This is a genomic window from Pseudomonas sp. 8_5_2 (genome assembly GCF_059295255.1).
Genome location: NZ_CM181238.1, coordinates 3,667,672 through 3,691,971 on the forward strand (window position 1 = coordinate 3,667,672; position 24,300 = coordinate 3,691,971).

Annotated in this window: 13 protein-coding genes; 9 read left to right on the forward strand and 4 right to left on the reverse strand. The window is 62.6% G+C overall.

Annotation, left to right across the window (positions count from 1 at the left end):
• Positions 1-6 precede the first annotated feature (6 nt).
• Positions 7-1,074 (forward strand): aromatic ring-hydroxylating dioxygenase subunit alpha, encoded by a 1,068-nt coding sequence (locus tag AC5O5R_RS16845; RefSeq protein WP_172218865.1) that lies wholly within the window; start codon positions 7-9, stop codon positions 1,072-1,074.
• A gap of 12 nt (positions 1,075-1,086) precedes the next feature.
• A complete protein-coding gene (locus tag AC5O5R_RS16850; protein WP_172218866.1) occupies positions 1,087-2,037 on the forward strand; it encodes a PDR/VanB family oxidoreductase in 951 nt (316 codons plus the stop codon).
• Positions 2,038-2,042: 5 nt separating this feature from the next.
• On the opposite strand, the gene AC5O5R_RS16855 is transcribed toward AC5O5R_RS16850, so the two are convergent.
• Complete coding sequence (locus AC5O5R_RS16855) at positions 2,043-2,756, reverse strand: GntR family transcriptional regulator (protein ID WP_172218867.1); 714 nt, start codon at positions 2,754-2,756, stop codon at positions 2,043-2,045.
• Between the two features lie 435 nt (positions 2,757-3,191).
• Between AC5O5R_RS16855 and AC5O5R_RS16860 the strand changes: the two genes are divergently transcribed.
• The 5 genes from AC5O5R_RS16860 to AC5O5R_RS16880 all read left to right on the forward strand — a co-directional run bounded on the left by AC5O5R_RS16860 (position 3,192) and on the right by AC5O5R_RS16880 (position 16,829).
• A complete protein-coding gene (locus AC5O5R_RS16860; RefSeq protein WP_494514541.1) occupies positions 3,192-11,948 on the forward strand; it encodes an RHS repeat-associated core domain-containing protein in 8,757 nt (2,918 codons plus the stop codon).
• 135 nt (positions 11,949-12,083) lie between these two features.
• Positions 12,084-12,287, forward strand: a complete 204-nt coding sequence (locus AC5O5R_RS16865) for a cold shock domain-containing protein (protein WP_172231991.1) — start codon at positions 12,084-12,086, stop codon at positions 12,285-12,287.
• A gap of 398 nt (positions 12,288-12,685) precedes the next feature.
• Complete coding sequence (gene mrdA, locus AC5O5R_RS16870) at positions 12,686-14,581, forward strand: penicillin-binding protein 2 (RefSeq protein ID WP_494514542.1); 1,896 nt, start codon at positions 12,686-12,688, stop codon at positions 14,579-14,581.
• Positions 14,582-14,711: 130 nt separating this feature from the next.
• Complete coding sequence (locus AC5O5R_RS16875; protein WP_172231462.1) at positions 14,712-16,031, forward strand: NAD(P)/FAD-dependent oxidoreductase; 1,320 nt, start codon at positions 14,712-14,714, stop codon at positions 16,029-16,031.
• Between the two features lie 12 nt (positions 16,032-16,043).
• Positions 16,044-16,829 (forward strand): NAD(P)-binding domain-containing protein, encoded by a 786-nt coding sequence (locus tag AC5O5R_RS16880; protein WP_172231465.1) that lies wholly within the window; start codon positions 16,044-16,046, stop codon positions 16,827-16,829.
• A 10-nt stretch (positions 16,830-16,839) separates the two neighbouring features.
• On the opposite strand, the gene AC5O5R_RS16885 is transcribed toward AC5O5R_RS16880, so the two are convergent.
• From AC5O5R_RS16885 to AC5O5R_RS16895, 3 genes are all read right to left on the reverse strand, one after another.
• The gene (locus AC5O5R_RS16885) at positions 16,840-18,333 is read right to left on the reverse strand and encodes an aldehyde dehydrogenase (RefSeq protein ID WP_172286763.1); all 1,494 of its coding nucleotides are present in this window, start codon (positions 18,331-18,333) and stop codon (positions 16,840-16,842) included.
• A gap of 174 nt (positions 18,334-18,507) precedes the next feature.
• Positions 18,508-19,890, reverse strand: a complete 1,383-nt coding sequence (locus tag AC5O5R_RS16890; protein ID WP_172233082.1) for an aspartate aminotransferase family protein — start codon at positions 19,888-19,890, stop codon at positions 18,508-18,510.
• Positions 19,891-19,932: 42 nt separating this feature from the next.
• On the reverse strand, positions 19,933-20,775 hold the full coding sequence (locus tag AC5O5R_RS16895) for a helix-turn-helix transcriptional regulator (RefSeq protein ID WP_172232971.1): 843 nt from the start codon (positions 20,773-20,775) through the stop codon (positions 19,933-19,935).
• Between the two features lie 291 nt (positions 20,776-21,066).
• Here AC5O5R_RS16895 and AC5O5R_RS16900 point away from each other — a divergent pair, with 291 nt between their 5' ends.
• Positions 21,067-22,449: an APC family permease gene (locus tag AC5O5R_RS16900; RefSeq protein WP_172286762.1), complete on the forward strand. Its 1,383-nt coding sequence runs from the start codon at positions 21,067-21,069 to the stop codon at positions 22,447-22,449.
• A gap of 134 nt (positions 22,450-22,583) precedes the next feature.
• A complete protein-coding gene (locus AC5O5R_RS16905; protein ID WP_494514543.1) occupies positions 22,584-24,164 on the forward strand; it encodes an aldehyde dehydrogenase (NADP(+)) in 1,581 nt (526 codons plus the stop codon).
• Positions 24,165-24,300 lie beyond the last annotated feature (136 nt).

The window sequence follows — 24,300 nt, forward strand, 5'->3', positions numbered from 1 at the left end:
CCTCCCATGTACCCCAAAAACACCTGGTACGTCGCCTGCACCCCCGAAGAAATCGCCAGCAAGCCGCTGGGCCGGCAGATCTGCGGCGAAAAGATCGTGTTCTACCGCAGCCACGAGAACCGAGTAGCCGCCGTGGAGGACTTCTGCCCGCACCGTGGCGCGCCGTTGTCGCTCGGTTATGTGGAGGACGGCAACCTGGTATGTGGCTACCACGGCCTGGTCATGGGCTGCGACGGCAAGACCGTGTCGATGCCAGGCCAGCGGGTCCGGGGCTTCCCTTGCAACAAGACCTTCGCTGCAGTCGAGCGTTATGGCTTCATCTGGGTCTGGCCCGGCGACCAGGCGCAGGCCGACCCGTCGCTGATTCCGCACCTTGAATGGGCGGTGAATGATGAATGGGCCTACGGCGGCGGCCTGTTCCACATCGGCTGCGACTATCGCCTGATGATCGACAACCTGATGGACCTGACCCACGAAACCTACGTGCACGCCTCCAGCATCGGCCAGAAGGAAATCGACGAAGCACCGCCGGTAACCACCGTCAGCGGCGACGAAGTGGTCACTGCTCGGCATATGGAAAACATCATGGCCCCGCCCTTCTGGCGCATGGCCCTGCGCGGCAACGGCCTGGCCGACGATGTGCCGGTGGACCGCTGGCAGATCTGCCGCTTCACCCCGCCCAGCCATGTGCTGATCGAAGTCGGCGTGGCGCACGCCGGCAAAGGGGGCTACCACGCCGAGGCCCAGCACAAGGCGTCGAGCATCGTGGTCGACTTCATTACCCCCGAGAGCGATACCTCGATCTGGTACTTCTGGGGCATGGCGCGCAACTTTGCCGCGCATGACCAGGCTTTGACCGACAACATTCGCGAGGGCCAGGGCAAGATCTTCAGCGAAGACCTGGAAATGCTCGAGCGCCAGCAGCAGAACCTGCTGGCCAATCCCCAGCGCAACCTGCTGAAGCTGAACATCGATGCCGGCGGCGTGCAGTCGCGCAAGGTGCTGGAGCGGATCATCGCCAAGGAAGGTGCGCCACAACCACAACTGATCGCCACCAGCGCAACCCCTGCCTGAGGATTCGCCAACATGATCGATGCCGTAGTGGTATCCCGTAACGATGAAGCGCTGGGCATTTGCAGCTTCGAACTGGCGGCGGCAGATGGCAGCCTGCTGCCGGCATTCACTGCCGGCGCGCATATCGATGTGCACCTGCCTGGTGGGCTGGTGCGCCAGTACTCCCTGTGCAATCACCCCGAAGAGCGCCACCGTTATCTGATCGGCGTGCTCAACGACCCGGCGTCACGCGGTGGTTCACGCAGCCTGCACGAGCAGGTGCAGGCGGGGGCACGGCTGCGCATCAGTCCGCCGCGCAACCTGTTCCAGCTGGCCGAAGGCGCGCGGCGCAGCGTGCTGTTTGCCGGCGGCATCGGCATTACCCCGATCCTGTGCATGGCCGAGCAGCTGTGTCACCGCGGCCATGACTTCGAGCTGCACTACTGCGCCCGCTCCAGCGAGCGCGCGGCATTTGTAGAACGCATTCGCAATGCGCCTTTCGCCGAGCGCCTGTTCGTGCATTTTGACGAACAACCGGAAACTGCCCTGGACATCGCCACGGTGCTGGCCAACCCGCAAGACGACGTGCACCTGTACGTGTGCGGACCGGGCGGTTTCATGCAGCATGTGCTGGACAGCGCCAAGGGGCTGGGTTGGCAAGAGGCCTGCCTGCACCGCGAGTACTTTGCCGCGGCACCGGTGGACGCCAGCACCGACGGCAGCTTCTCGGTGCAGATCGGCAGCACCGGGCAGGTGTTTGAAGTGCCGGCAGACCGCACAGTGGTACAGGTGCTGGAACAGCACGGCATCGAAATCGCCATGTCATGCGAGCAAGGCATCTGCGGCACTTGCCTGACCCGGGTACTGCAAGGCACACCGGAGCACCGCGACCTGTTCCTGACCGAAGAAGAGCAGGCCCTGAACGATCAGTTCACGCCTTGCTGCTCACGCTCGAAAACGCCGATGCTGGTGCTGGATATCTGAACCGCTCAGGACGAAGGCAGGATCACTTTCATGCCCGCGTCCGCCGCTGCCCCGCCGAAGGTTTCGGCATAGCGCAAGGTGGCATTGGCGTGCTCGCGCATGATCGCTTCGGCGCGGGCACCCTGGCCGTTGGCCAAGGCATCGAACACCGCATGGTGCTGCATGTGGGCAAAATTGAAGCGCCGGTATTCGCGGGCCAGGTCATGGCGGTCCACGGCCAGCGCGGTGACCGAGGCAAACGGCAGATGGTCGTTGCGCGCCAGGGCATCGGCGATGGCCGGGTTGTGGCTGGCCGCGACGATCACTTGGTGAAAACGCATGTTGAGGTCGTGGTAGGCCTGCAGGTCTTCTTCGGTCACAAAGCCTTTGTCGAACAGCTGGTCGCCATCCACCAGGCACTGTTGCAGTGCCGCGCGCGCTTGCACTGACAGCCCGCGTTCTGCCGCCTGGCGGGCAGCCAGACCCTCCAGTACGCCACGCACCTCCACCGCACCGGCGATGTCATCGGCGCTGACCGAACGCACCTGAAAGCCCCGGCCGCCAAAGCGCACCAGCAGGCCTTCCTGCTCGAGGGTACGAAACGCCATGCGCACCGGCATGCGCGAGACGCCGAACAGTTCGGCGGTGGGCACTTCCATCAGGCGCTCGCCAGCCGCCAGCTCGCCCGAGGCGATCATTTTGCGCAGTGCCACCAGCACCATTTGACCGGGTTTGCTCATCCAGGCAGCTTCCAGAGACATGAGCGGGCATCTTAGCGCAAGCCGGGGTGGTTGCCTTGCAGAAATAGCGTCAAGTCGACGGCCCTGCAGGAGCAGGCTCTTCGCAGCACAAGGCTGCTCCTACAGAAGGTACGCACTTGCCACGAGCACTCGTCGGCGTTGCTGAAGTTGCCGATGCGCGCCTGGACATCTCGGCACCGGGAGCGGGCCTGGGGGGGGGTGGGGAAGGATTTGTGCAGATGTTCGATGACCAGCATCGAGGGGCCTTGGTGGGATGCGTGTCCTCTTAGGAATAGCAGGTTTGGGGAAATACGGACTACCTGGGGACCTGGCATTTTTGCCAGGTGACAAAGTTTCCAGCTGCCCAGAGACTGGCACTAGCCCAATCAAACCACGCCACGCAATTGAGTCAGCCGCGAATTTCTGGAGCGCAAAATGAGCCATTTCTCAGGAATAACAGTTGAAGGCTACAACAGAAGCATTATTGAAAAGGCCGGGTTGAAAGCAGGACAGAAAATCAAGGTCAACAATGACAGTGCCTGGCTGATAAGCATCCACGACAACTACATTGAAGTTGACTATAGTCGCCAGGACGGTTCGCTGTCAGTTGTAATATTTTATGAGAGCCGTGACGAATTTAGGTTCATCGAATCCATCGAGGGGGTCGAGAAGGAAACAATTGCATTAACCAGCCAAAACAAGGCATATTACGACGCTCTCGAAGAAACACTCGACAACGCATTTGACATACTCATCAGCCAAGGCGCACGTGAGCTGCACGCAGAAGAAATACCGCCATTCCCGCTTGCACCATCACTGGTAATGATTGAGTACACGGATGGTCGCGGCTTCTTCGGTCCATATTCCAGCTGGGATGGGAGTCAACCCAAGCACCCCTGCGGGATCATATGTGCCGTTGAGAGCTCTGAGCTAATGAAGCACTCCGACAAACTGGTGGTCTCAAGGAGCACTGTGCTGGATGAAGTTCTGTGTTACCTGAACACCGAGCTCCAACGAAGCGCCCCCTTGGAACTCACCTGCTGGACGAATTATTTTACACAACCGTCACAGCTAAACTCAGGGTATATATCCAAGGATGCAATTCGCACCATTTATGACCTCACAGGGCTTGACATTGTAAAAGCCGCGTTTGAAAAAAACGACAGCCTGGCCAGCATCACGAAGAAGTTGGTTAACCATAATGCCCAGCGCATGGGAATTGACGCTATAGCAGATGCAGCAACCATCCCCACCGACCTTGTAATTATTGAGTTCAACAACCCAATTTCCAGAAATAACAACACCCTTGGATACGGCCTGATCTCAAATGACCAGTTTGGCAGTCTGACCATCACTTGCCCTGAGCAAACTCAGAATGACTTCAAAATCCTGAAAGAAAAGTTCGACTTTTTACCAGACCTTCCCCCGCTGGGAAATTCCAGTTTGTACGACAGCTCTATCAAAGCCATTTACACCACATCCGAGATGCTGGCCGAGCAACCTGTAGCCCTTCAGTTGCAATCGCCATCAACCCCGTACCTGATCTCCAACCAGCCCGACGGCGCCCTTCCCGACATGACCGACTTCTCGCTCGAGCGGGTGGGCAGCATCGACGGCGGCTGGAACACCAGCAGCACCATCAAGGCAGGCCGAGCCCTGGCCGAAGGGGAGGTATTGAGCGCCTTCCTCATCGATCGGCTGGATGGCGATATCCGCAGGCTCGATTATCCTGCGCAGAAGGGCCAACTCTCTGCCACGTCATGGCCAAAAGCCTTTGCCGATCATCTGGCGGCTGCGGGTGAGCCCATCTGCGCCGGAGCCTGGCAAGCTCACAACAGCTTTTCCACCACTGCCGAAACCCTCAGGCTGTGGAGCCCCACCCGCTATCGCACGTTCAGCAACGCGCCGTTTGCCGCCAACATCGTCCAGGCTCTGGCCTGTGACGAATCCTTCAGCCCTGTGGCGGACGAAACACTGTGCCTGCAAGTGCGCGACCTCACCTCCCAGGCGCTGTACGAACACCATTTCTTCACCCCCGCGGCGACGCAAGCCGGCACGCAGTGGGCCAAGGCACTGTGCGAGCAGATCAACCGTGACAGCCACGTGCTGCGTGCAGGCGTCCTCGATGGCAGCACCGTCACCCCTGCCGACAAAGACAATGCCTTCTGGGTGCCGCAGTGCGCCGAGCTGTCCGTGACCCTTACCCAGGTGAATTGGTGGCAAAGCCAGGCTGTAGAGGGTGAACATGCACTCGAAGCAGGGCACACGTTGCAGGCGTGGGTCTACGATGCGTTTTCCCATCGTTTGCTCGCACATCATGAGTGGGTGCCAGGCAAGGCTCAGCGCGCCGCAGGCAAATGGCTGGGCGCCTGGGCCACGGCCCTGAACGCCTCGCCGGTATCGCCCTACCTTCGAGCGGCCACACACAACCCACAGGCTGGGCCGGCCGATGCGAGCAACGACCTGCACCTGTGGCAACGCGGTGATGCGCTGCGTATTTTCACCACACTGCCCGGCGCAGCCAATTACCTGCCGGGGCCTACTCTGCAATCGGCCTGGAGAGCCGACACCGGGCATGCGGTGCTGGCCACAGTGCGGCACCCTTTCAGCCGAAAGTTGCTGCATCGCGCACTGTTCAAACCTCAGGATGCCGAAACGGTCAGTGACCGGGATAGCTGGTTACAGGCCTTGGCCGAATTCCTCAAGGCACAGGCCTGGCCGGAAGTGCAGGTCGGGGCAGCCGCCGAACCGCTCTCCGTGCTGCGCTTCAGCGAATTGCAGGTGCTGCTGGAAAACGTCGGCGATGGCGAGGCCTGGCGCGATGACGACTACGGGAAGTACTTACTGGAGACTGACGACTTGCCTAGTGGCAGGCTGGCTGAACAAGCCCGATTTACAGTGACCGCAGGTACTGCCAGCGTACAGGTCGATGTGCAGTCGTTGAACGGGGAGCTGGAATTCCGCCTGGACAATGTTGCATACGAAAACGGTTATCGGGTCACCGCCTGCGTACCACGCGCCGGTGAGCACCGGCAGTGGCCGGTCAGTGTGACCGACACCAGCATCACCTGGGCAGGGCCGATCGATAATGGCGTCTACGACCTGTACTTCACCTATCCGGGAGACGCTCGCGATGCTAAAGAACTCACTGTGGGTCATATAGGCGGTTTCAACTCGAACCGCTTCTGGCACGACGTGCAGGCCGTCAAATTCACCCCGCCTGCGCCCCTGAAAAAGTATACCGAGATCAGCTTCCTGTGCGAGGACTTCGGCAACACCAGTCACTCCGAACTGTTCGACACCAGCGGCCACGACCGCACGGGCGTGGATGAGCGCAGCGGCCTGTTCCATGCCCATTACCCGATCGCGACCCTGCAAGGCCTGCGTGGGCTGGGCCCGGTGTGCGACCTGACCTTGCACTACTCGGCGCTACGCGGCAACGAAGCGGGCCTGGGCGATGGCTGGGCCTGGCGCTTCTCAAGCATTATTACCAGCGCCATCGAGAAAAACGACCACCGCCGGCTCACTCTCGCCGATAGCACCCAGGTCATGCTGAGCGACGACGAGTGGACCCGGCTGGGCGCAGGCGAATCCATCAAGACCAAGTCCTGCCGGGTGAGCTGCAACAAGGATTACAGCCGGTTCACCCTTGAGTTTCCCAGTGGCCGCCAGGAGATCCTGAGTAAACCGGATGCGCCCGGTAGTGACACGGTTGAACCGAACGACGAGTTTCGCCGGGCCGTGCTCGAGTACTTGCAGGCGATCAAGTCCGGCAGCGCGCCGGACCCACTGCTGATTCCTGAACACTGGACGCAGTGGGCGCTGCTGGTGATTTCCCCCTATGGGTATCTTGTCGGGGGGATCATCGATTACAGAGAAGCCCGCAATGCCTGGAGAAAGCATTCCAACACCAAGGAACTGGACAGGCGTATCGCGCTGTTTCAGCGGCCGTTCGTGCAGCTATTGCCGTCACGCATCATCTCGCAGTTCGGCGAAGCGCTGGATCTACAATGGAAGCGCCAGAACGGTCAATTCCTGCTGATGAGCATCAAGAGCGGCGAAGCCGAGCTGTTCAGCGCGCAATATGTCGACCCTGAGCTCAAGGCCGAGAGCCGGGTAAACATGCACCTGTGGCATGGCACCGGCGATGCGTTCGAGGTCGAACTTACCCTTAAGCAGTACTTGCTGAGCACACTCAAGCGCGTGCAGAAGGGCATCGTTGTGCAGCAGGTGGATTGCGGCTACGACGATGATCCGACCTTGGACAGGGTATTGTGCCGCCTGCAGGAGCAGGACGGTTCTCTCGAATGCGTCCAGTACGTCAAGGAAAGTGCCTCGTTGAACGGACCGTACGCCCTGCCTCGGGTGGCGCTGCACGCACTGCTGCCAGGATGCGGGCAGCAGAATCATATAGACCGCTACAGCTACACGGGCAGCTATCAGTTCAGCGAAGACGCGGTGTTCATCGCAGCCGTGGAAAGCGGTATTCATGCCGCCATCGCGCACGACCTGCACGCTTTCGGGCTGGACCACAAGGGCATGCGCACAGTGCTGCTGCGAGGCTCAGGCTCCTCAGAGGACCATTGGCTTGAGTTCTATCTGGAACATGGGCAGGCCACGACCACCTTCCGCTATACAGGCTGGGGGGATGAGCTGGCCGAGATCACCAGGAGCATAATCGTCAAGCAGGACGGGGCCTCGATAAAAGTCACCGCAAATGCCCCGGCGACAGACCGCCGGCTGGCCGTATTGCAAAGGTTCTGGCGGCAAGATACCAAGAGGCGGAAGCAGCTGTCCCGAGCGATCATGAACATGCTCAGCCTGTCGCCAAAAACAAAGCGCGAACAGTTGGGCAAGACAGTGGACGCCACCACGATCGTGACTGACGCCCAAGGCAACCCCCTGCGCCTGTATACCAACGGTTCGCATTCGATTCATTACTGCTATAACCACGGTGATCAGACGCATAACCAGATCACGGTTGGCAATGTGCAAGCGCTTGGCGCAGTACCGACGCTGGAGTGCCCCTTCGTGCCGGCATACACCAGTGCGCCGCTGATGGCGGAGTACCAGTGTGACGACTATGGCAACCCTCAGGGCCTGAAGCTCTACGGCTATCGAAAAGTCACCCGCGACGACCGAGACTACCTGGAACTGGCCGAAATGGTGATGGTGGATAACATCCGCGGCACGCTGACCAACGACACCCTCGACAAGGACACCACCTGGGAGCTGACCGGCCAGGAAGCGCTGTGGCACCAGATCAGCACCAGCACTGCAGTTCCCGCCAGCAAGAAAACCCCCAGCGGGCAAAGCGAGGTTCAGGAATGGTCGATTACCAGCCGGCAGACGACGCATCGTGACGACCAGAGTATTACGCTGACCACTGTGCAGAAATTTATCGACAACCCCACCCAACCCGGTATCCAGGTGATCGTCAGTGCAACGACGCCTGCGGGCAGTGCCCAGGTCAGTAAGGAAGTCCGTTCGCGCTACAGTAGGCGCGCCCTGCAAAGGGTCGAGAATGGCGTCGAGACACACTGGGAGGAGCGCGATGCCTTGGGCCGGGTAACCAAAGAAACCCGCTACCAGCTGGCACCCGATAGCACCGGCAAGACAGCCAGGCAGGCGGCTGACGAACGCATCGAATCGGTCTACACCGACAGCGAAGTCAGCAGTACAACGGTACAACGCACCTTCAAGGATGGCAGCCAGAGCCTCTCGTGCCTGGATGGCCTGCAACGCGCCTGGCGCACCTCGTGGCGCAGAGCAGATACTGACAGCTATGTACCCCTGGAGGAACACTGCTTCTCAGACCTGGATGAATCGTCGGTATTGGGCAGTTGGGCGTGGGATTACCTGCCAGGTGGCCAGGCTGTGCGCAAAGACACACCTTTACGTGGGTCGCTGGGTAGTCAACCCTGGCTGGCCCAGGAAACGCGGGCGGTGACAGATGAGCCGGCTGCTGTTGAAGCGGACACGCTTATCGCCACGTACGACTATACCAAAGGGAGCTCTACGGGCGTCGAAGTATTTGCTCATCGTATAGTTGAAAAACTCACACGCATGGACACTAAAGATCCACTTTTGCATACCCGTCCAATATTTCCGCTCAAAGGGCACAACTCTACGGTCAATACCATACGAGGCACGTACGAGGACATTATCTTTATAGCAGAAGCACACGAAGTAACGATAGTTGACCACTTTGAGCTAATCAAACACATCCAACACCTTGCCGGACTTACCGACCTGAGCGGGATCGAGGATGCACACAACTGGCTTCAAGTTCCTGATACCTTAAGAGATCCTGAACACATCTCAGACAGCCTGTCGAACTTCGAAGTTTCCAGCGATGATTTTGACATCTTAAACTTGTTCGATTTAGCCAACATCGATGACAACGAAAAACTAAAGACGCATGCGAAATCTTTGTATCCAAATAAACTACCAACCGACAACTTCTGGGCTACCGCTGATTCGGCCGTGCAACTAACCGAACAGCAAGGCCTGGGCGCCCGGTGCCTGTCGAGGCGTACCAGCACCACCACTGCAAAAACCGACGGCACCTTCCAACGCTCGGTGCAATGGGCGGACCACCTCGGCACGCAGCACCTGCGCCTCGATCAGCGGTACGACCCCGCCGGCAATGTCATCAGCCACACCCGCACCTTGGGCGAGCAGACGCTGAACTACACGCTCGAACGCGATGTTCTCGGTAGGGTCACCAAGGTAACCCAACCCGATAACACAACCATCGAGCGCACTTACCACGGCTTCAGCAACCAGGTTTGCACGCTGACCGTGGACGGTAAGGTGGTCGCGAGCCAGGCGCTGAACGAACACGGCAAGCTCACCACACGCACGGTAGGCAGCCGCGAATACCGGTTTGCCGACCAGACCGTGACCTTGCCCGACAAGACCCGGTTGCAGAGGCTTCAGACTGCCAGCAGCGCGCGCTTTGCGGCAGATGACAACGCCCTGTACCGCGAGACAAACTATAACGGATCGACCGTGCTGAGCAGCGCGCCTGGCCCACTGTCCGGTTCAGGCTGGCAACAGCTGATCGCCAGCGCGCAGGTGCCCGGGTGCCGGCGAACCACTGAAAAAACACCGCGAGGTACTGTCAGGCGTGCCGAATGGCAGAGCCTGCGGGGGCAAAACCTTGCAGCGCGACGCGCTGACGGCCGCACGCGGCGGGTGTTCCTCGACAGCCAGGGACGGCTGTTGCGCACCTGCCAGGAGCACGAGGACGTGTTGTACCGCTACGACGAGCTTGATCGCCTGCAGGCGCGCCGGGTGCACGCGCTGACTGGCGCCGGGCAATGGCAGGTGCACAGCGAACATGACGGCTTCAACCGGGAAACCGCGCGCACCTTCCTGCGCAACGGAGCACCCTGCTTCAGCCAGCACATGACCTGGCGTGGCGACGGTCGCCTGGCCAGCAAGGCCAGCTGGCAGGACGGCGAATTGCTGCGCACTGAACACTTCACCTATGACCCGCTCGACCGCCTGGCAAGCTATGCCTGTGACACCTCGCATGCGGCACTCTGCCCGCAGGATGCCAACGGCACACCGGTCAAGGCCCAGACGTTCAGCTGGGACAGCCTGGACAATATGACCCGTTGCACCAGTACCCCATTCGAAGGCGATGCGGTGACGGAAACGTTCGACTATGCAATGGCCTCTGACCCTACGCGCCTGACCTCGATGAAAACCGGCAAGCAGACAACGGCCCTGACCTGGAACAGCAATGGCCAACTGCGCAAGGTCGGCCAGCAACGCACACTGGACTACAACGCCGCCGGCCAGCTCAACAGTGTCAAGGACAGTACCGGCGCCCTGCTCACCCGTTACGAATACGACGGCCTGCAACGTCTGGGGGCGCAATATGACCAGCAGCACCAGACCACCCATGAACTGCGCTACGACGGCGATGAACTGATCGGCCAGGTGTGTTTCGACCAGGCTGGCAAGCCCACCCGACACACCAGCATCTCTCCGGGGCTGGCGCAGTATGACGGCAACCAGGTGCGCTGGCTGATCGACGACCCCCAATCGGGGATCGTCGGCCAGGTCTGCGACGCCAACCTGCAACTCGCCCCGCTGCTACCCTTCGGCGAAGGCGCGGCACTGGAGGAGGTGATCAGCGGCTACAACGGCATGCGCCGCGACCCGGTGATCGGCCAGTATCATGCAGGCCATGGATACCGCTGCTACGTACTGGCCCTGCGTCGTTATGCCCAGCCTGACTGGCTTAGCCCATTCGGCGAAGGGGGTGTCAACGACTATGCCCACTGCCCGGACCCGGTCAACCTGCATGATCCCAGCGGCGCGATCATGATCAGCCGCGAGGAACAGAAACAGACCTTGCGCAGCTATAAAGAGGTCCTGCGTGAGACCAAGCCCATGCAGGTCGGTGGACGCTGGCGTGGCCTGGCGCTTTCGGCCACGCTGACAATATTGGGTATCGTCGCTTCGGTGATGACCGGTGGCGCCGCCTCGGTGCTCTTCGCCGCGATGACGGTCTGCTCGGTACTCTCGTTCAGCTTCGAGGTGGCCTCTGAATTGACGGAGGAGTCCCACCCTGAACTGTCCAGGAAGCTAGGCTATGCGTCGCTGGCGTTTGCGCTGGCGTCGCTTACTGAAAGTGCGGTGGGCCTGATCAAGAAGCTACCGGCCCTGGTCAAGAACGGGATGCGAGCGGTGCGCCAGGTCGGCAAAAGGGTCTTGCACGCCAAGGATCTTACCAGGCCTCCGACCAGCACCGCGCGCTTCAGCGAGTACGCGATGCAGAACCTTAAGGGCGCTCGCACTTCCACCGAGGCAGTGACACCTGCCCGCCGTGGCATAGGGAACACGCTCAAGGCCAAAGCCAGCCAATTGATCGACTACCTGGGCGAGGCAAACTTCAAGGACCTTCGAGAGGTGGAATATTGGAGTTTAAGGATAACGGGGAAAGCCCAGCACAAGCTTTATCTCCTGAACAACTTCGCGATCCTGCCTCGTCGCGGAACAGCAGCCGCCTTGCTAGTAGGTAAGGGGATCGAAACCTACATTGCAACCAGCTCCATCATCGCACTCTCAAGCAATGATGCGTCAGACCCCGTCACGCCATGGGGACGTTACACCGTAAAGGTAGAGCAGATGTACAGTTGGGGCCAAACAGGTCGTGGGCATCTGCTGCAATAATTCCAGGAAGATTATCGCTTGCTACCGATCATGCAACATGCGGCAGACGTGAAAAGCAACAGTACTAAAGTACATTTCAAATGGTCAGCCTTTTTATTGATACCTTAGCGTCAAATCCAACCAGGAGCGATAAACATGAGCGATATAAAGACGGCAAAAGTCAAGATGTACAATGCCTCACTGAAAGCGGGCTTCCTCGACTACGAGATCGAAGATGAAGATGTCATCCTGGCTGAGGAGGCAGTGGGATCGCTAAACTTGAAAAATGGTGACATGGTGAGATTCAAAGTAGTAAAAAAAGGCAACAGGCACTACGCCACCAACGTAGAACTTACGTAATTACGCAAAGCCAGTGTCAGAGGGCAGATCGGCGAACACGCTCGCCGAAGCGCCCGGGCCTGCATTGACAACGTCGCGGCTAATAGTCGCGAGCTGAGGTACCTGGTGTGGTGTTGCGCAAACACCTTGCCAGGTATCCTCGCTTACTCCCTGCCCATAGCCAGATTGTGTAGCCGGCCTACCTGGTCTGCTCCGTGCGATGTTTGCTGCATCTGGTCTCGCTCCCCGCCATGAACAAATCTTCATGTTGCCCGTCAGCGCCCTGATCACGGGCTACCCAGCCAATATCAGGCTGACGCCCCCCGCCACTCGCCTTGAGGGTGCAGTAGGTGTTGCGTAGCATCCCCGGCCCGATCGCGCGCCCGCACGGCGCGATACCTTGCAAAAACGAGCCACCGATGCCGCAACCCATCCCCCTCAAGGACCACGAAAAGGAAAAGCACCTGGTCAACCGCCGGCTTCTCGCCTGCGCCGCCCTGGTGTTCAGCCTGGTCTGTGTACTGGTGGGCCGGCTCTACGTGCTCCAGGTGCTGCAACACGACCAGCAGACCGCCGTGTCGGAAAACAATCGCGTGCACGTGCTGCCCATCGCCCCTGAACGCGGGCTGATCTACGACCGCAACGGCGTGGTGCTGGCCGACAACAAGCCCAGCTTCGACCTGACCATGACCCGCGAGCGGGCCGGCGGCGACTCGGCCAAGGTGCTCGATACCCTGGCGCAGGTGCTGGGCCTGAACGAAGATGACCGCAAGCAGTTCGACAAGGACCTGCGGCGCGGGCGCAAACCGTTCGAGCCGGTTACCTTGATGGTCGGGCTGAGCGAAGAGCAGATCGCCCTGGTGGCAGTCAACCAGTTCCGCCTGCCAGGCCTGGATGTCGAGCCGCAGTTCATTCGCGAATACCCGTTGGCCGAGCATTTTGCCCACTCGGTGGGGTATGTGGGGCGCATCAACGAGCGCGAAACCAAGACCCTCGACAGCACCGAATACCGCGGTACCCAGTCGATCGGCAAGACCGGCATCGAGCACTTCTACGAAACCCAGTTGCACGGCCATGTGGGCTACGAGGAAGTCGAGACCAATGCCCAGGGCCGGGTAATGCGCGTGCTCAACCACAAGGCGCCGACACCGGGGCAGGACATTGTCCTGACCCTGGACTCGCACCTGCAGGTGGCTGCGGAGAAAGCCCTGGGCGACCGCCGTGGCTCGGTGGTGGTACTGGACCCGGCCAACGGCGATGTACTGGCGATGGTCAGCAACCCCAGCTTCGACCCCAACCTGTTCGTCAAGGGCATCAGCTTCAAGCAGTACGCCGCCTTGCGCGACTCCATCGACCGCCCGCTGTTCAACCGCGTGCTGCGCGGCCTGTATGCGCCCGGCTCGACAGTGAAGCCGGAAGTGGCCATCGCTGGCCTCGACAGCGGCGTGATCACCCCGGGCAGCCGGGTGTTCGACCCGGGCTACTACGAACTGCCCAACTACGAGCACAAGTACCGCAACTGGAACCGCAGTGGGGACGGCTGGGTAGACATGTACACCGCGATCATGCGGTCCAACGACACCTACTTCTACGACCTGGCGCACAAGCTGGGCATCGACCGCCTGCACGACTACATGGCCGAGTTCGGCCTGGGCCAGAAGGTCTCGCTGGACATGTTCGAGGAGGCCTCCGGGCTGATGCCGTCGGCCCAGTGGAAGCGCGCCACGCGGCGCCAGGCGTGGTTCCCGGGTGAGACGCTGATCCTTGGTATTGGCCAGGGTTATATGCAGGTGACCCCGTTGCAGCTGGCCCAGGCCACCAGCCTGCTGGCGAGCAAGGGTGTGTGGCACCGCCCGCACCTGGCCATGACGGTGGGCGGCGATACGCCGGTGGACCCCAACCCGATGCCCAATATCGTGCTGCATGACAAGCATGCCTGGGACCAGGTCAGCCAGGGCATGCAGATGGTCATGCACGACCCGCGCGGCATCGCCCGCGCCGCTGCGGCCGGGGCGCAGTACCGGATTGCCGGCAAGAGCGGCACCGCACAGGTGGTGGCGATCAAGCAGGGCGAGCGCTACAACCGCAACAAGACCCTCGAACGGCACCGCGACAACGCCCTGTTCGTCGGATTTGCGCCGGCCGACCACCCCAGCGTTGTAGTGGCGGTGATGATCGAGAACGGCGAAGCCGGTGGCCGGGTGGCAGGGCCGGTGGTGCGCGAGGTCATGGATGCCTACCTGCTGGATGAACAGGGGCATCTGAAGCCGGAGTTTGCGGGCGGGGCAAGCGCAAAGGGCGTGCCGCACACCTAGGGGCGCTCCTCAAGCCGCCCCCCCCCAGCACCCAACCCCCAGCCAAAACATCCCATTCCCCGTCCCTCCCGTCATAGTCCCCCCGCCCCCCCAATGCCATAGTGGAGAAAACAACACGGATAAAAATCCCATGTACAGAAACACCGCTACCCCCGCGGACGACAACGGTTGCGGCTGGTTCCACCTCAGCCCCGAGCGCCAGCCCCGCGCCGCACACCGAGGGCGGAGCGAGGCACGCTGGGTGGTGCTGGGCGCGGGCTTCACCGGCCTTGCCGCAGCGCGGCAACTGGCGCTGCACCACCCCGACGACGAAATCATCCTGGTCGATGCCCAGGAGGTCGGCTTCGGCGCCTCGGGACGCAACTCGGGCTTCGCCATCGACCTGCCCCACGACATCGGTGCCCCCGACTACATCGGTGACCTGGCCACCGCCAGGATGAACCTCAAGCTCAACCTGCGCGCCCAGTCGATCCTGCGCGGGCTGATCAACCAGCACGGCATCGACTGCCAGATCCGCCCGGACGGCAAGTACCAGGCCGCCGTCGAAGACAAGGGCCTGGCCGTGCTGGAAGCCTACCGCAGCGGCCTGGAAAAACTCGGCCAGCCCTACCAGATGATCGATGCCCGCGACCTGCCCGGGCACGTCGGCACCCCGTTCTACCGCAAGGCGCTGTACACCCCGGGCACCCAGCTGTTGCAACCTGCCGCCCTGGCCAAGGGCCTGGCCGAAAGCCTGCCAGGCAACGTGACCCTGCACGAACGCACCACCATCACCCACATCGAGCAGGGCCGCCGCATCACCCTCAAGCACGCCAACGGCGAGATCATCGCCGACCAGTTGCTGCTGACCAACAACGCCTTCGCCTCGCACTTCGGCTTCCTGCCCGGCCGCCTACTGCCGATCTTCACCTACGCCAGCATGACCCGCCCGCTGACCGAAGCAGAACAGGCCCGTCTGGGCGGCAAGGCCACCTGGGGCATCATCCCCGCCGACCCGTTCGGCAGCACCCTGCGGCGCACGCCGGACCAGCGCCTGCTGGTGCGCAACAGCTTCAGCTTCAACGCCGATGGGCGCGCCCACCCGCGCCATATTGCCCGCGCCGGGCGCCAGCACCGCGACGCGTTCGAGCGGCGCTTCCCGATGCTGTCGGGCATACCATTCGAATACACCTGGGGCGGCTCGATGTGCCTGTCGCGCAACCACCTGTCGCACTTCGGCACCCTCGCCCCCAACGTGCATGCCGCGCTGTGCTGCAATGGCCTGGGCATCACCCGTGGCACCGCCACCGGCACCCTGCTGGCCGACTGGCTGTGCGGCGAGCGTGATGAGCTGATCGACTTTCTGCTGGGCTCCAAAGGGCCCAACCGCAACCCGCCGGAACCGCTGCTGAGCGTGGGCGTGAACCTCAACCTGCACTGGGGCCAGCGCCGCGCCGGCCTGGAAAGCTGACAAGGAGACACCATGCACAGCCTGGGCATTCTAGGGGTGGGCGAGCTCACCGAAAAAGTGGTCATCGGCCTGCGCCGCAGCGGTTTCGATGGCCCCATTCTGCTTTCTCCGCGCAATGCCGACCGGGCCGCCATGCTGGCCCGTGAACATGCTTGTCAGGTGCTGCCGAGCAACCAGGCCGTGGTGGACCAGGCCGAGCTGGTGCTGATCGGCGTACGCCCGCATTCGTTGGCCGAACTGGCCGAGGAAATCAGCCTGCGCCCCGGCCAGCGCCTGGTGTCGCTGGCCGCCGGGATCAGCCTGGCGCAGCTGGCGAGCGCGTTTCCCGGTGCGCTCTGCGTGCGTGCGATGCTGTCGTACGCAGCGCAATATAACCAGTCCACCGTCGTGGTCTGCCCGCCCGACGCACTCACCACCCAATACCTGGCGCCCTTGGGCAAGCTGGTGGTGCTGCACGGCGAGCCCGAGTTCGAGTTGGCCACGGTGGCGGCGTGCATGAATGGCTGGTTCTACTTCCTGCTCCACGACCTGCAGCAATGGCTGATGGACAAAGGCCTGCCAGCGGCCGAGGCACGGGCGCTGGTGCTGGGCAATCTGCAGGACTGCGTGGCCAGCGCGGGGCAGCAGCCGGAGTACACGCTCAAGGCCCTTGGACAGGCCATTGCCACCCCTGGCACCTTCACTGCGGATGGACTGGCGGTGCTGATGCATCAGCCGGTGAGCGCGACCTGGGGAGCCGCGTGCGAAGTGGTGCTGGATGCACTGTTGACCCGTTCGCAGTTGGCTGGATCGAAGTAGAGGCCAGCTCTCAGCCACGCAACTGGTACCAGGTGGTCTTGAGCTGCGAATACTTGTCGAACGAATGCAGCGACAGGTCGCGGCCGAATCCGGACTGTTTACCACCGCCAAACGGCACCGTGACATCCAGCGCATCGACCGTGTTCACCGACACGGTGCCTGCCTTCAGCGCCCGCGCCACCCGGTGCACCTGGTTGAAGTCGTCGCTCCACACCGAGGCCGCCAGGCCGTAGATGCTGTCGTTGGCCAGGCGCACCGCCTGCTCCTCGGTGTCGAAGGCGCTCACCGCCAGTACCGGCCCGAAGACCTCCTCTTGCGCCAGGCTCATGCAGCGCTCGACACCGGCAAAAATGGTCGGCTCGATGTAGTTGTCCGAACCGGCGATGGTCAGCCGCCGCCCACCGCACAGCAACCGCGCCCCTTCCTGCCCGGCTCGAGCGATGGCCGCTTCGATCCGGCCCGTCTGCCCGGCGTCGACGATGGCCCCGGCACGGCTCGCGGGGTCCAGCGGATTACCCGGCAGCCACTGGCGGGCCTTGGCCTGCAGGCGCTCGATGAACTCATCATGGATGGAGCGCTGCACATACAGCCGCGAGTTGGCCGAACACACCTCACCCTGGTTGAAGAAGATGCCGAACGCCGCCTTTTCCGCCGCCAGGTCCAAGTCCTGGCAGTTCTCGAACACCAGGTTGGGGCTTTTGCCGCCGCACTCCAGCCATACCTGCTTGAGGTTGGACTGGGCCGAGTACTGCATGAAGTACTTGCCCACCTGAGTGGAGCCGGTGAACACCAGGCAATCCACATCCGGGTGTAGCCCCAGCGCCTGCCCGGCCTGCTCGCCCAGGCCCGGCACCACGTTCAGTACCCCTTCCGGCAACCCGGCCTGCAGCGCCAGCTGGGCCAGGCGCAGGGCCGAGAACGGCGACTGCTCGGCGGGCTTGAGCACCACGCTGTTGCCGGCGGCCAATGCCGGGGCAAGCTTCCAGGCGGCCATGTCGAGCGGGAAGTTCCACGGTACCACCGCAGCGACCACGCCCAAGGCCTCCCGGGTGATGGTGGCGAGGGCATTGGCTGCGGTAGGCGCTACCTGGTCGTATAGCTTGTCCAGCGCCTCGCCGTACCAGGCGAACACATGTGCCGAGCCCGGTACGTCGATGTTGTAGGCGTCCATGACCGGCTTGCCCATGTTCAGCGAGTCCAGCAGGGCCAGCTCTTCACGGTGGGCCATGATCAGCTCGGCCAGGCGCAACAGTACTTTCTTGCGCTCGGTCGGGGCCATGCGCGGCCAGGGGCCTTGCTCGAAGGCCCGACGGGCGCTGGCGACGGCCAGGTCGACCTCGGCCTGGCCGCAGGCGGCGACCTGTGCCAGGACCTGGTTTGTGGCGGGGTTGATGGCGGCGAACGTTGCGCCGCCCTGTGCGTTGACGGCTTTGCCGTCGATCAGCGCGCAGGCGGGCAGATACAAGTCCGAGGCGCGTTGTTGCCAGAATTCGAGGGTGTACATTTGTACTCCAGGTAACCGCCATCGCGGTCTCTGTTGCTCATAAGGTGCAGTTTTCGTACAGCCCTGTGGAAGCGGGTTCACCCGCGGGCACCAGCAAAGCCGGTGCCACACACCGCGTCGCATTCTTCGCGGGTGAGCCCGCTCCCACAGGGGTGGCGGTGGGCTTGCGGATGGTCAGAGCCTGCCGACCAGGCGCGCGGTACGGTCCACGGCGATGCGGGTCTTTTCGACCAGCTCGTCCAGCTCGCCATGGCTGGCGATCAGCGCCGGGGCCATGATCATCCGGCCGAGGGTGGAGCGAATGATCACCCCTTCCTCGAAGCCGAAGGTGCGGCATTGCCAGGCCAGGTCGTTCTCGTTGGCAAAGCGCTTGCGCGTCGGCTTGTGTTCGGCAAACTGCAGCGCTGCCACCAGCCCGGCACCCTGCACCTGGCCGATCAACGGGTGATCGGAAAACACCTCGCGCAAGATGCGCTGCAGGTACGGCCCGGTGTCTTCCTTCACCTGGCGCACGATGCCTTCGTCACGCAGTGCCTTCAGGTTGGCCACCGCCACCGCCGCCGCCACCGGGTGCCCGGAATAGGTCAGGCCGTGGGCAAACACCCCGCCGCGCTCGACCAGCGCCTCGGCAATGCGCTTGCTCAGCACCAGCCCACCCATGGGCACGTAGCCGCTGGTCAGGCCCTTGGCGATCGACAGCGTGTCGGGCTCGAAGCCGAAGTACTCATGGGCGAACCATTCACCGGTGCGGCCAAAGCCACCAATCACCTCGTCGGCACACAGCAGCACGTCGTACTGGCGGCAGATGCGCTGGATTTCCGGCCAGTAACTTTCCGGCGGGAAGATCATGCCACCGGCACCCTGGAACGGTTCGGCGATAAAGCCTGCTACGTTCTCGGCGCCCAGTTCGAGGATCTTTGCTTCCAGCTGCAGCGCGCAGCGGCGGCCGAACTCGGCCGGGGTCAGCTCGCCGCCCTCGGCGTACCAGTACGGCTCGTCGATGTGCGCCACATCCGGGATCAGCCCGCCCATTTCGTGCATGAACTTCATGCCGCCCAGCGCCGTGGCCGCCAAGGTCGAGCCGTGGTAGCCGTTCCAGCGGCCGATCATGATCTTCTTGGTCGGCTGGCCGACGACTTGCCAGTAGCGGCGCACGGTACGGATCAGCACCTCGTTGGCTTCGGAGCCTGAGTTGGTGTAGATCGCGTGGCTATAGTGCCCGGGCAGCAAGCTGAACAGCAGTTCGGACAGTTCGATCACCGCCGGGTGAGTGGTGTGGAAGAACATGTTGTAGTAGGCCAGCTGGTCCATCTGCGCGGCAGCGGCGGCGGTCAGGTCGCGGCGGCCGTAGCCGAGCTGGGTGCACCACAGGCCCGACATGCCATCCAGGTAGCGCTTGCCCTCGCTGTCCCACAGGTGCAGGCGTTCGCCACCCACGATCACCCGCGGCCCTTCGGCGTTCAGCGCCTTCTGGTCGAGGAAGGCATGGATGTGGTGCGCGGCATCGGCTGCCTGGTAGTCACGGGTCTGGCGTTGCGGGGCGAAAGGCGCATTCATTGTTGGTTTTCCTTTGCGGTGGGGTTGCAGGGCAGCTGGCGCTCAGCGCAGCTTGCCCATGTAGCTTTCCAGCGGGTCCCTGCCCAGCACGCCCTGGGCATTGGCCAGCGCGTCGATGAACAGGGAAAACAGCTCGGACTGGGTACCGATGTCGAGCTTGGCGTAGACGTTCTTGCGGTGCGACTTGATGGTGTCTTCCGACACCCCCAGGCGCTCGGCCAGCGACCTGGTGGAGTGGCCACGCAGGATCAGCTGGGCGATACGGCATTCACGTTCGGTCAGCAGCGAGCTGCCAAAGTTGTTCAGGGCCGCGTGGATGCGTTGCTCGAGGATGTTCTCGAATCGCCCGGCACGGCTGTCGAGCCCGGCAAAGTGCTTGCCGAGCACCGCCAGCACCCAGGGCGTGATGCGCCCGAACAATTCGCGGCTGTGCCCGTCGAGCTTGTCGGTGAACGCCAGCGACACCGCCAGGCTGTGCCCTGGCGCCACCTGCAGGATGTAGTTGAGCTCATCCTCCAGGTGCGAGTGGCGGTAGAACGACTGGTAGTACTCACTGACCTCGAAATGGTCGGGCGCTATGTCGAACAGGCCGTAGCAGCCCGATTCGACCTGCTCCACGCAGGCACCGTAGAACGGGTCGAGCAGGTAGAAGCCGGACAGGTAGCGGCTGACATTGCCTTCGGGTTGCCAGGGCGCCTTGTCGTCCTGCTCGAACAGCGCGCTGGGCATGCCAGCCTGCGGGTACAGGTATACCGTGGTGGCCTGGATAGGCCGGATCACGCCAAGCGCCGCAAACAGGGTGGCGGCAAAGCCCGGCCGGCCGATGGCCTCGGTGACCTTGGCCAGGTGCTCGAACCACGGTTGCGAAAGCAATTGATCAGTCACTTTGGGCCTGCCGTATCAAGTAAGGCACCGCCGCCAGTGCGGTGCGTTGTTGGCCAGATACTCCCATGGCGCCGCGAACACCGAAATCACCCTTTGGGGTGAGCAGCTGCGCTGCTGCCTGGGGCTTCACACAGCTCACCCCAAAGGGTGATTCCGGGTGCCTGCGGGGTGTGGGAGCATCAAACCGCCCCAGCGCTGCGAGCCACCCGCTCGACCTCCTTGCACTACACCCACCGGTAGCGAGCCAGCTCGCGTACTGCGGTGTGCTGCATCCCTTTCCAGGAGCTAGCCATGCATACAACAACAAGTACAGCCCATACCGCCGCCCCGCATGCCCCGTCACTACCCGCCGCCAGCACCGGGCGCTTGCGCAAGTCCATGGGCATGACCGCCCTAGTCCTGTTCGGCCTCGCCTACATGGTGCCCCTGGCAGTGTTCACCACCTACGGGCTGGTCACCCAGATGACCAAAGGGCACTTGCCCACCGCCTACCTGCTGACCCTCGCCGCCATGCTGCTGACCGCCTACAGCTACGGCCGCATGGTCCAGGCCCACCCCTACTCCGGCTCGGTCTACACCTACACGCGCAAGGCCTTCGGCAGCCATATCGGCTTTATTGCCGGCTGGACACTGCTGCTCGACTACATCTTCCTGCCGCTGCTCAGCTACCTGCTGATCGGCATCTACATGTCGGAGTACTTCCCGTCCATCCACGCGTGGGTGTGGGTGGCGGGCTCGATTGCGCTGGTCACCTTGCTGAACCTGATCGGCATCGAGTCGATCACCCGGGTCAACTGGATCCTGGTGGTGGTGCAACTGGTGTTCATCATCGTGTTCGTCGCCTTGTCCATCCACAACCTCAGCGGACAGGCGGAGCCGGTGTCGCTGCTGGCGCCTTTCCATCACGACGGTTTCAGCGTGCCGTTGATCATGACCGGCGCTGCCGTGCTGTGCCTGTCGTTCCTGGGCTTCGATGCGGTGTCGACCATGGCCGAGGAAACCAGCAACCCGACCTACCGTATTCCCGTGGCGATCCTCGCCGTGTCGCTGATTGGCGGCTTGCTGTTCCTGGTGGTGTCGTACTGCGCGCAGATGGTGTTCCCCGACTGGGGCAGCTTCGCCGACCCGGACTCGGCCTCGGTGGACGTGATGCGCCGAGTGGGTGGCGAACTGCTGGTTACCGCCTTCACCGCCACCTACGTGGCCGGTTGCTTTGCCTCGGCCATGGTCTCGCAGGCCAGCGTGTCGCGGGTGCTGTTCGCCATGGGCCGCGACGGAGCGCTGCCTCGGGTGTTCGGCCAGCTGGCGACTAAAAAGCGCGTGCCGGCCACGGCTATCCTGCTGGTCAGCCTGCTGTCGCTGATCGCGTTGGTGATTACCCTGGACACCGTCGCCAACATGATCAGCTTTGGCGCGCTGTTCGCTTTCTCGGCGGTGAACCTGGCGGTGGTCAAGCACTACCTGGTCGACCAGAAGCTGCGTGGGGGCCGTAATGTGCTGCTGTATGGCGCGATTCCGGGCCTGGGTTTTCTCAGCACCCTGTGGCTGTGGAGCAGCCTGACCAGCCTGTCGTTCACCATTGGCCTGTGCTGGATGGGCATGGGCCTGGTGGTGCTGATGGGGCTGACCCGGGCGTTTCGGGTGAAGCTGCCGGAGCTGCAGCTGGCCGATTAGCGCCTGAATAATCCGGCCCTGGGTGTGCGGCGATAACGATTTGTTATCGCCTGATCGGCATTAATCATTATTCAGCCTCCCATGGGTGCCCTACAGTCCCAGCCCAACGACTGTCACTGCCCAAGGGAGACGAAATGTCCATCGAACATCGCCTGAACCACATCGCCGGCCAACTCCGCGGCAACGGTGAGGTGCTGCTGAACAGCGTCGACGCCCACACGGGCGCACCGCTGCCCTTCGCTTTCCATCAGGCCACCGGCGACGAAGTCGAAGCCGCCGTGTTGGCTGCGGAGGCCGCCTACCCGGCTTACCGCGCTACCGGCCCGGCCCAACGCGCCGCCTTCCTTGAAGCCATCGCCAACGAACTGGATGCGCTGGGCGATGACTTCATCCAGCACGTGATGCAGGAAACCGCCCTGCCGCAAGCGCGTATCCGCGGTGAGCGTGCCCGCACCAGCAACCAGCTGCGCCTGTTTGCCGAAGTGGTGCGCCGTGGCGACTTCTACGCTGCGCGCATCGACCGCGCCCTGCCCCAACGTGCCCCGCTGCCTCGCCCCGACCTGCGCCAGTACCGCATTGGCGTCGGCCCGGTGGCGGTGTTCGGTGCCAGCAACTTCCCGCTGGCCTTCTCCACTGCAGGCGGTGACACCGCCTCGGCGCTGGCCGCGGGCTGCCCGGTAGTATTCAAGGCGCACAGCGGGCACATGCTGACGGCCGCCCATGTGGCCGCAGCCATCGACCGCGCAGTCGCCAGCAGCGGCGTGCCGGCAGGCGTATTCAACATGATCTACGGCGCCGGGGTCGGTGAGGCGCTGGTCAAGCACCCGGCCATCCAGGCGGTCGGTTTCACCGGTTCGTTACGCGGTGGCCGTGCCCTGTGCGACATGGCCGCGGCCCGCCCGCAGCCGATCCCGGTGTTCGCCGAAATGAGCAGCATCAACCCGGTCATCGTCCTGCCCCAGGCGCTGCAGGTTCGTGGTGAGCAAGTGGCCAGCGAGCTGGCCGCTTCGGTGGTGCTGGGTTGCGGGCAGTTCTGCACCAACCCGGGCCTGGTGGTGGGCATCAAGTCGCCGCAGTTCGAGCACTTCGTGCAAACGCTGACAGCCCATATGGCCGACCAGGGTCCACAGACCATGCTCAACGCCGGCACCCTGCGCAGTTATCAGACCGGCGTGCAGCACTTGTTGGCACACCCGGGCGTCCAGCACCTGGCCGGGCAACCGCAAACCGGCCAGCAGGCCCAGCCGCAGTTGTTCAAGGCCGATGTAAGCCTGCTGCTGAACGGTGACCCGCTGCTGCAGGAAGAAGTGTTCGGCCCGACCACCGTGGTGGTGGAAGTGGCCGATGCACGGGCATTGGGCGAGGCGCTGCGCCACCTGCAAGGCCAGCTGACCGCCACCCTGATTGCCGGGCCTGAGGACCTGCAGGCATTCGCCTCGCTGGTGCCGTTGCTGGAGCGCAAGGCCGGGCGCCTGCTGCTGAACGGCTACCCGACCGGTGTCGAGGTCTCTGACGCGATGGTGCATGGCGGGCCTTACCCGGCCACCTCCGACGCACGTGGCACCTCGGTGGGGACCCTGGCTATCGACCGTTTCCTGCGGCCGGTGTGCTTCCAGAACTACCCGGATGCGCTGCTGCCGGATGCCCTGAAAAACGACAACCCGCTGGGGATCGCGCGGTTGCTGGATGGAGTGAGCAGCCGCGGGACTGTTTGATATGAGCTGACCTGTACCGGCCTCTTTACGGGTTCACCCGCGAAGAGGCCGGTACAGGAATAGGCCATTGATGAATTTTCCTGGTCGAGATTCAATATACAGCTCGAACACTGGAATCCAGTTCATCAAAAAGGCC